Source organism: Streptomyces prasinopilosus, from assembly GCF_001419695.1.
In the GTDB taxonomy this organism is placed as follows: domain Bacteria; phylum Actinomycetota; class Actinomycetes; order Streptomycetales; family Streptomycetaceae; genus Streptomyces; species Streptomyces prasinopilosus.
In genome coordinates this window covers 1-7226 of sequence record NZ_LIRG01000341.1, presented here as the reverse complement: position 1 = coordinate 7226, position 7226 = coordinate 1, and the positions used below count along the sequence as shown (strand labels likewise).

The window sequence follows — 7226 nt, the reverse complement described above, 5'->3', positions numbered from 1 at the left end:
TGCCGGCCGGCACACCTGGTCGGCCGGCACACTCCCGTCAGGTCCGCACGTCCCCCGTCGGACCCCGTGAGCAGGCCCCGTACGACGCCCGAGGGCCGGACACCCCCTGGGGTGCCCGGCCCTCGGCCCGTCCGCGCCGTCAGTCCACCGCTCCCCGCGGAGCAGTGGTCCCTCCGGTCACTTCTTGCGGCGGCGTCCGCCCCGCGCCTGCTTGCGGCGCTCGGCGCGCGTGAGGCCGTCGGCCTCGGAGCGCACCGGCTCGTCCTCGGCGAACTCGCCCTCGACGGTGCCGCCCTCGCCGTCCACCGTCGGCGCGGAGAAGTGCAGGTTCCGCCGCTGCGGGGCGTCGAGCCCCTTGGCGCGGATCTCCGGCCGGGCACCCGCCTGCGCGGGCACCGCGTCCTGCGGGGCCTTGTCGAGCGACGGCGCCGCCTCCTCGACCGGGACCTCCTCGACCTGCTGCTCGACCTGGACCTCCAGGTTGAACAGGTAGCCGACGGACTCCTCCTTGATGCCGTCCATCATCGCGGTGAACATGTCGAAGCCCTCGCGCTGGTACTCGACCAGGGGGTCCTTCTGCGCCATCGCGCGCAGGCCGATGCCCTCCTGGAGGTAGTCCATCTCGTAGAGGTGCTCGCGCCACTTGCGGTCCAGGACCGACAGCACGACCCGGCGCTCCAGCTCGCGCATGATCTCCGAGCCGAGCTGCGCCTCGCGCTGCTCGTACTGCTCGCGGATGTCCTGCTTGATGGTGTCGGCGATGTACTCGGCCGTCAGCCCGGCCCGGTCGCCGGCCTCCTCCTCGAGCTCCTCGACGGTGATCCTGGTCGGGTAGAGCTGCTTGAAGGCGCCCCACAGCCGGTCCAGGTCCCAGTCCTCGGGGAAGCCCTCGGCCGTCTCCGCCTGGACGTAGGCGTCGATGGTGTCGTCCATGAAGTGGTGGATCTGCTCCTGCAGGTCCTCGCCCTCCAGGACGCGGCGCCGCTCGCCGTAGATGACCTCGCGCTGGCGGTTGAGGACCTCGTCGTACTTCAGGACGTTCTTGCGGGTCTCGAAGTTCTGCGTCTCGACCTGCGACTGGGCCGACGCGATCGCACGCGTGACCATCTTGTTCTCGATCGGCACGTCGTCCGGCACGTTCGCCATGGACATCACGCGCTCGACCATCTGGGCCTTGAACAGGCGCATCAGGTCGTCGCCGAGCGACAGGTAGAAGCGGGACTCGCCGGGGTCGCCCTGACGGCCGGAACGGCCGCGCAGCTGGTTGTCGATCCGCCGCGACTCGTGCCGCTCGGTGCCGAGCACGTAGAGCCCGCCGATCCGCTCGACCTCCTCCTTCTCGGCCTTGACCGCCTCCTCGGCCCGCGCGAGCGCCTCCGGCAGGGCCTGCGCCCACTCCTCGATGTGCTCCTCGGGGTCGAGGCCGCGCTGGCGCAGCTCCGCCTCGGCGAGGTCCTCGGGGTTGCCGCCCAGCTTGATGTCCGTGCCGCGGCCGGCCATGTTGGTCGCCACGGTGACGGCGCCCCTGCGGCCGGCCTGGGCGACGATCGTCGCCTCGCGGTCGTGGTGCTTGGCGTTCAGCACCTCGTGCTGGATGCCGCGCTTGCTGAGCTGCTGCGAGAGGTACTCGGACTTCTCCACCGAGGTGGTGCCGACCAGGATCGGCTGGCCCTTGCCGTGCTTCTCCTCGATGTCGTCGACGACGGCCTCGAACTTGGCGACCTCGGTGCGGTAGATCAGGTCCGCCTGGTCCTTGCGGATCATGTCCCGGTTGGTCGGGATGGGCACCACGCCGAGCTTGTAGATCTGGTGGAACTCGGCGGCCTCGGTCATCGCCGTACCGGTCATGCCGGACAGGCCGGGCTGTTCCTTGCCCGCGTGGTCACTGCGCTTGTAGAGGCGGAAGAAGTTCTGGAGGGTGATGGTGGCGAGCGTCTGGTTCTCGTCCTTGATCGGCACCGACTCCTTCGCCTCGATCGCCTGGTGCATGCCCTCGTTGTAGCGGCGGCCCGCGAGGATGCGACCGGTGTGCTCGTCGACGATCATGACCTCGTCGTCGATGATCACGTAGTCCTTGTCGCGCTTGAAGAGCTCCTTCGCCTTGATGGCGTTGTTCAGGTAGCCCACCAGCGGGGTGTTGACCGACTCGTAGAGGTTGTCGATGCCCAGCCAGTCCTCGACCTTGGCGACCCCGGACTCGTGGATGGCGACCGTGCGCTTCTTCTCGTCGACCTCGTAGTCGCCGGTCTCCTCGATGCCCTTGAGGGGGTTGCCGGGCTCGCCGCGCTTGAGGCGCTTGACCAGCTTGGCGAAGTCGCCGTACCACTTGGTGGCCTGGTCGGCCGGGCCGGAGATGATCAGCGGCGTGCGGGCCTCGTCGATGAGGATCGAGTCGACCTCGTCGACGATGGCGAAGTTGTGGCCGCGCTGGACCAGCTCGTCCTTGGACCACGCCATGTTGTCGCGCAGGTAGTCGAAGCCGAACTCGTTGTTCGTGCCGTAGGTGATGTCGCAGGCGTACTGCTCGCGGCGCTGGGCCGGCGTCATGTTGGCCAGGATGCAGCCGACGTCCAGACCGAGGAACTTGTGCACCCGGCCCATCAGCTCGGAGTCGCGCTCGGCCAGGTAGTCGTTGACGGTGATGATGTGGACGCCCTTGCCGGACAGCGCGTTGAGGTACGCGGGCAGGGTGCCGACGAGGGTCTTGCCCTCACCGGTCTTCATCTCGGCCACGTATCCCATGTGCAGGGCGGCACCGCCCATGATCTGCACGTCGTAGTGCCGCTGGCCCAGGACGCGCTTGGCGGCCTCGCGGACCGTGGCGAAGGCCTCGGGGAGCAGGTCGTCCAGGCTCTCGCCGTCGGCGTACCGCTGCTTGTACTCATCGGTGAGGGCCCGCAGCTCGGCGTCGGAGAGGTCGACGAAGTCCTCTTCGATGGAGTTGACCTGGCCCGCGATGCGGTGCAGCTTGCGCAGGATCTTGCCTTCGCCTGCACGCATGATCTTGGAGAGGACGGACACGGGGGGTGGTCTCCTTGCCGGTCGGGCCTGGGACGGTCGGTTTCCGTTTCATTGCTGAGCAACGGCCATCGTATGCGAGGACCCCACCGCGCCGGGAGGCCTGCCGTGACCGTGGCCGCGCACAGCGTCATATCCGTTTCACGGCCGTTCTCAAAGGGACAACGCCCGTGTCCTCCGGATGGTGCCGCCGCACGCGCCGAATCACACGAAGAGCGACCCCTTCCTCACGCCGGGCAAAGAGTTGGCGCCCCTCCCCGCTCCATGAGCAGAATCGGCCGATGGACCCCGTCACCCTCACCACCGGCCGCCTTCTGCTGCGCACCGTCGGCCCCCAGGACACCGACGCCGTGTACGCCGCCTGCCAGGACCCCGACATCCAGCGCTGGACCACGGTCCCCTCCCCCTACCTCCCCGAGCACGCGCGGGGCTTCGTGGAGCAGATGGTCCCGGACGGCTGGGCGAGCGGTTCGATGTTCACCTTCGGCGCCTTCCTCCCCTCCGGGGAGCTCACCGGGATGCTCGGCATCACCATGCGGTCCCTGGGAGTGGGCGAGATCGGCTACTGGGGCGTCAAGGAGCACCGCGGCAGCGGCTACATCACCGAGGCCGTGGTCGCCCTGTCGCGCTGGGCCTTCACCGGCCTGTCCGTCGACCGCGTGGAGTGGCGTGCCGAGGCCGGCAACCGGGCCTCCCGCGCCGTGGCGGAGCGGGCGGGCTTCGTCTTCGAGGGCACCCTGCGTGCCGCGGTCCACAACAAGGGGGTGCTGCGCGACTCCTGGATCGGTTCCCTGCTGCCGTCCGACCTGGGCCTCGCGTCGACGACCCCCTACCTGCCCGCCGGGCGGTGACCCCCGCGGGCCCGGCCCTGCGTCCGGGCGTTGTCAGTGCCGCCCTCTATCGTGCGGACGCATGACGACCCTCCCTCGTCCGTCCACGGACCTCTCGGCAGCCGAGGCGCGCCGCATCGTGTTGCGCGCCCAGGGCTTCCTGGGCGCCCCCGACCGCCGCTCCGGCGTCCGGGGGGTCCTCCGCCACCTGGGCGCGGTGCAGCTCGACACCATCTCCGTCCTCGCCCGCTCCCACGAGCTGATCCCCTACGCCCGTCTGGGCGCCGTCGGCCGGGCGGCGGTCGAGGACGCGTACTGGAAGTCCGGGGCCGAGCCGCCGCGCGCGTTCGAGTACTGGTCGCACGCGGCCTGCCTGCTGCCGATCGAGGAGTGGCCGCACTTCGCCTTCCGCCGCCGCGCCTACCGTGCCCGCCCGCACTGGCACCACGACCTGCCCGACGGCGCCTACGAGCAGGTCGTCAAGCAGCTCCGCGCCCAGGGCCCGCTCACGGCGTCCGACCTGGGCGGCGCGAAGCGCACCAGCGAGTGGTGGGACTGGTCCGGTGCCAAGGTCGCCGTCGAGCGGGCCCTGATGTACGGCGAGGTGGTGTGCGTCGAGCGCCGCGGCTGGAAGCGGGTGTACGACCTCGCCGAGCGCGCGATCCCCGAGGCCCTGCTGCACGACGAGCTGGACGACGCCGAGTGCCTGCGCCGGCTGGTCCGCCTGGCCGGCAGGTCGCTCGGCGTCGGCACCCGCGCGGACCTCGCCGACTACCACCGGCTCAAGGGGGAGCAGGTCGACGCGGTGATCGCCGACTCGGGCCTGGTGCCGGTCGCGGTCGAAGGCTGGTCCAAGCCGGCCTGGGCCGATCCGGAGGCCCTCGCCACTCCCCCGCGCGGACGCCACCGCACGACGCTGCTGTCCCCGTTCGACTCCCTGGTCTGGGAACGGGCGCGCACCGAGCGGATCTTCGGTTTCACCCACCGCCTGGAGGCCTACGTGCCGAAGCCGAAGCGGGTGCACGGCTACTTCGCGATGCCCGTGCTCGCCGGGGGCCGGCTCGTCGGCCGCGTCGACCCGGCCCGGGAGGGGCGCACCCTGGTGGCGAAGCAGATCACGCTGGACGGCCCCAGGGCGGCCCCCGCCGTCGCGCGGGCCCTGGTGGAGGCGGCGGGCTGGGTGGACTGCACGGACGTCCGCGTGGAGCGGGTCGAGGCACCGGAGTTGCGCGGGCCGCTCACCGCGGAACTGTCCCGCGCCCTCGCCTGACGGCGCTCAGCGGATCTCGAGGATCTTCTCCCGCATCGCGTAGACCACCGCCTCCATCCTGGAGTGCAGCTGCAGCTTCTCCAGGATGTTGCGCACGTGGTTCTTCACGGTGTTCTCGGAGATGAACAGCTCCTTGGCGATGTCCCGGTTGTTCATCCCCGTGGCGACCAGCTTGAGCACTTCGAGCTCACGGTCCGTCAGCCGGGGCGCGGGCACCAGCCGGCGCTCGTCGGTGCGCTGGATCATCGACTTGAACTCGGTGAGCAGTTTCGACGCCATGGACGGGCTGATCTGCGACTGCCCGTCGGCCACCGCCCGGATGGCGGTGGCCACCTCGTCCGTGGAGATCTCCTTGAGGAGGTAGCCGGTCGCGCCCGCCTTGATGGCGTCGTAGAGGTCGGCTTCCTCGTCGCTGATCGTCAACATGATGATCTTCGCGCTGGGGGCCACCTCCTTGATGGAGGTGCACGCCTCGATACCGCCCCGCTTGGGCATCCGCACGTCCATCAGGACGATGTCCGGCAGCAGGTCGGCGGCCTTCTCCACCGCTTCCGCACCGTCCCCCGCCTCGCCGACGACCTGGATGTCCTCCTCGGCCGCGAGCACGATCTCCAGACCGCGGCGGAACAGCGCGTGGTCGTCCACCACGAGGACCCTGATCGGCTCCCGCTCCGGCTCCTTCGCCCGCTCCCCGTACCGGGAGCCCGCGTCCGGCCCCGTGCCGGTGCCGTCGTCGGAGTCCTCTCCACGCATCGGTCCGAAGCTGTCCGCCATCGTTCCTCCCCCTGAAGGCTGTGGCCTGTGGTCCTGAGCCATCGCCAACCCAAGGCAACGGCCCACCGTTTGGGCCGTTGCCGCCATGATTCCATGCCCGGACGGCGGCGGGGCGACAGCTCGGTGCGCGAAGGGGTCGCACACCGGTGCCCCTGGGGGCGCACACGCGCGCACCAGGGGCACCGGTCCAGCTGTGACTCGGCCCGGTCAGCCGCCGAGCGTCCCTCCCGCCTCGGGGGCGTGCGGCTGCGTGACCATGGTGTCCGTGCTGAGGTGGATCACGCCGTAGTCGTAGGCGTGCCGCCGGTAGACGACGCTGGGCTCCTTGGTCTCGGAGTCGACGAACAGGTAGAAGTCGTGCCCGACCAGCTCCATTTCGTAGAGCGCCTGGTCGAGGGTCATGGGGGCGGCCACGTGGGTCTTCTCGCGGACGATGAGGGGCCCCTCCCCCTGCACCTCCAGCGAACCGATCTTCTTGGTGGGGACGCCCTCCGACGTCTCGTCGGTGGACAGCGCCCCCGTTCCGTTGAGCGTCGCCGCGTCGGGGACGTGGGCGGGGACCTCCGCTGCCGAGATCCTGCGCGCGCCGCGCCGTGAGTAACGCTTGTCGTGCTGCTTGCGCAGCCGGGCGTCCAGCTTCTCCGCTGCCAGGTCGAGCGCCGCGTACGGGTCGCCCGCCGCCGCCTCCGCCCGGATCACCGGACCGCGGGAGTGGAGCGTGATCTCCACCCGGGCACTGCGGTCGGCCTGTCGGGGGTTGGGCTCCTTGGACACCTCGACGTCGAGGCTGATCACCTTGCCGTCGAGCTTCTGGATCTTCTCCAGCTTCAGCTTCTCGGCCACGTGCTTCCGGAACCGCTCGGGCACCTCGGTCTTGCGGCCCTTGACGACGATGTCCACGCAGAACTCCGTTCCCGGATCGCTCCGCCTCGGCGCGGAGCGTCTCCCTTTGTGCACCAGGATCCGGCCAGCACCGGAACCTCGGACCAGACGACTTCCGCCTCCTCCTCCATGGGCGAGATCTCCAGTCCACCGGCTCGGGTGATTATGAAAAACCCGCAGCACGGCATTCCGATTCGAGAGGTGTGGCCTGCGGCTTTCCCTCACGACCGAACATATCTCGCCCGGACGGATGTCGTCACCCTCTCCTACCGCATACCTCCGTTCAGGTGAATTCATGCCCTCACTACCTGCAACGATGCAAGTTCCCCGTCAGTTCCGGTTTATTTCGAAAGAATCCGGTGAAGCCGCAACAACCGCAGCGCACTTGACGTCAATGGGCCGGTCGGCCCTGCCTGCGGCCGGCGTGCCCGCCGGCCGGCCGGACCACCGCC

At 69.9% G+C, this 7226-nt stretch carries 5 protein-coding genes; 2 read left to right on the top strand and 3 right to left on the bottom strand.

Features of this window, described 5'->3' with window-relative positions:
• Positions 1–177 precede the first annotated feature (177 nt).
• Positions 178–3021, bottom strand: a complete 2844-nt coding sequence (gene secA / locus AOK18_RS15350; RefSeq protein WP_055574082.1) for a preprotein translocase subunit SecA — start codon at positions 3019–3021, stop codon at positions 178–180.
• A 278-nt stretch (positions 3022–3299) separates the two neighbouring features.
• Here secA and AOK18_RS15345 point away from each other — a divergent pair, with 278 nt between their 5' ends.
• Both AOK18_RS15345 and AOK18_RS15340 read left to right on the top strand, forming a co-directional pair.
• The gene (locus AOK18_RS15345) at positions 3300–3869 is read left to right on the top strand and encodes a GNAT family N-acetyltransferase (protein ID WP_055694725.1); all 570 of its coding nucleotides are present in this window, start codon (positions 3300–3302) and stop codon (positions 3867–3869) included.
• A gap of 61 nt (positions 3870–3930) precedes the next feature.
• Positions 3931–5118, top strand: a complete 1188-nt coding sequence (locus AOK18_RS15340) for a winged helix-turn-helix domain-containing protein (protein WP_055694724.1) — start codon at positions 3931–3933, stop codon at positions 5116–5118.
• A gap of 6 nt (positions 5119–5124) precedes the next feature.
• Here AOK18_RS15340 and AOK18_RS15335 read toward each other — a convergent pair whose 3' ends face one another.
• Both AOK18_RS15335 and hpf read right to left on the bottom strand, forming a co-directional pair.
• On the bottom strand, positions 5125–5892 hold the full coding sequence (locus AOK18_RS15335) for a response regulator (RefSeq protein ID WP_055694723.1): 768 nt from the start codon (positions 5890–5892) through the stop codon (positions 5125–5127).
• A 207-nt stretch (positions 5893–6099) separates the two neighbouring features.
• Entirely contained in the window at positions 6100–6792 is a 693-nt protein-coding gene (hpf, locus tag AOK18_RS15330; RefSeq protein ID WP_055574938.1) for a ribosome hibernation-promoting factor, HPF/YfiA family, read from the bottom strand.
• Positions 6793–7226 lie beyond the last annotated feature (434 nt).

What these genes read in the sequence shown, in the direction of transcription:
- AOK18_RS15345 (WP_055694725.1), top strand. Translation starts at nt 3,300, where the DNA reads ATGGACCCCGTCACCCTCACCACCGGCCGCCTTCTGCTGCGCACCGTC.
- AOK18_RS15340 (WP_055694724.1), top strand. Translation starts at nt 3,931, where the DNA reads ATGACGACCCTCCCTCGTCCGTCCACGGACCTCTCGGCAGCCGAGGCG.
- AOK18_RS15335 (WP_055694723.1), bottom strand. Translation starts at nt 5,892, where the DNA reads ATGGCGGACAGCTTCGGACCGATGCGTGGAGAGGACTCCGACGACGGC.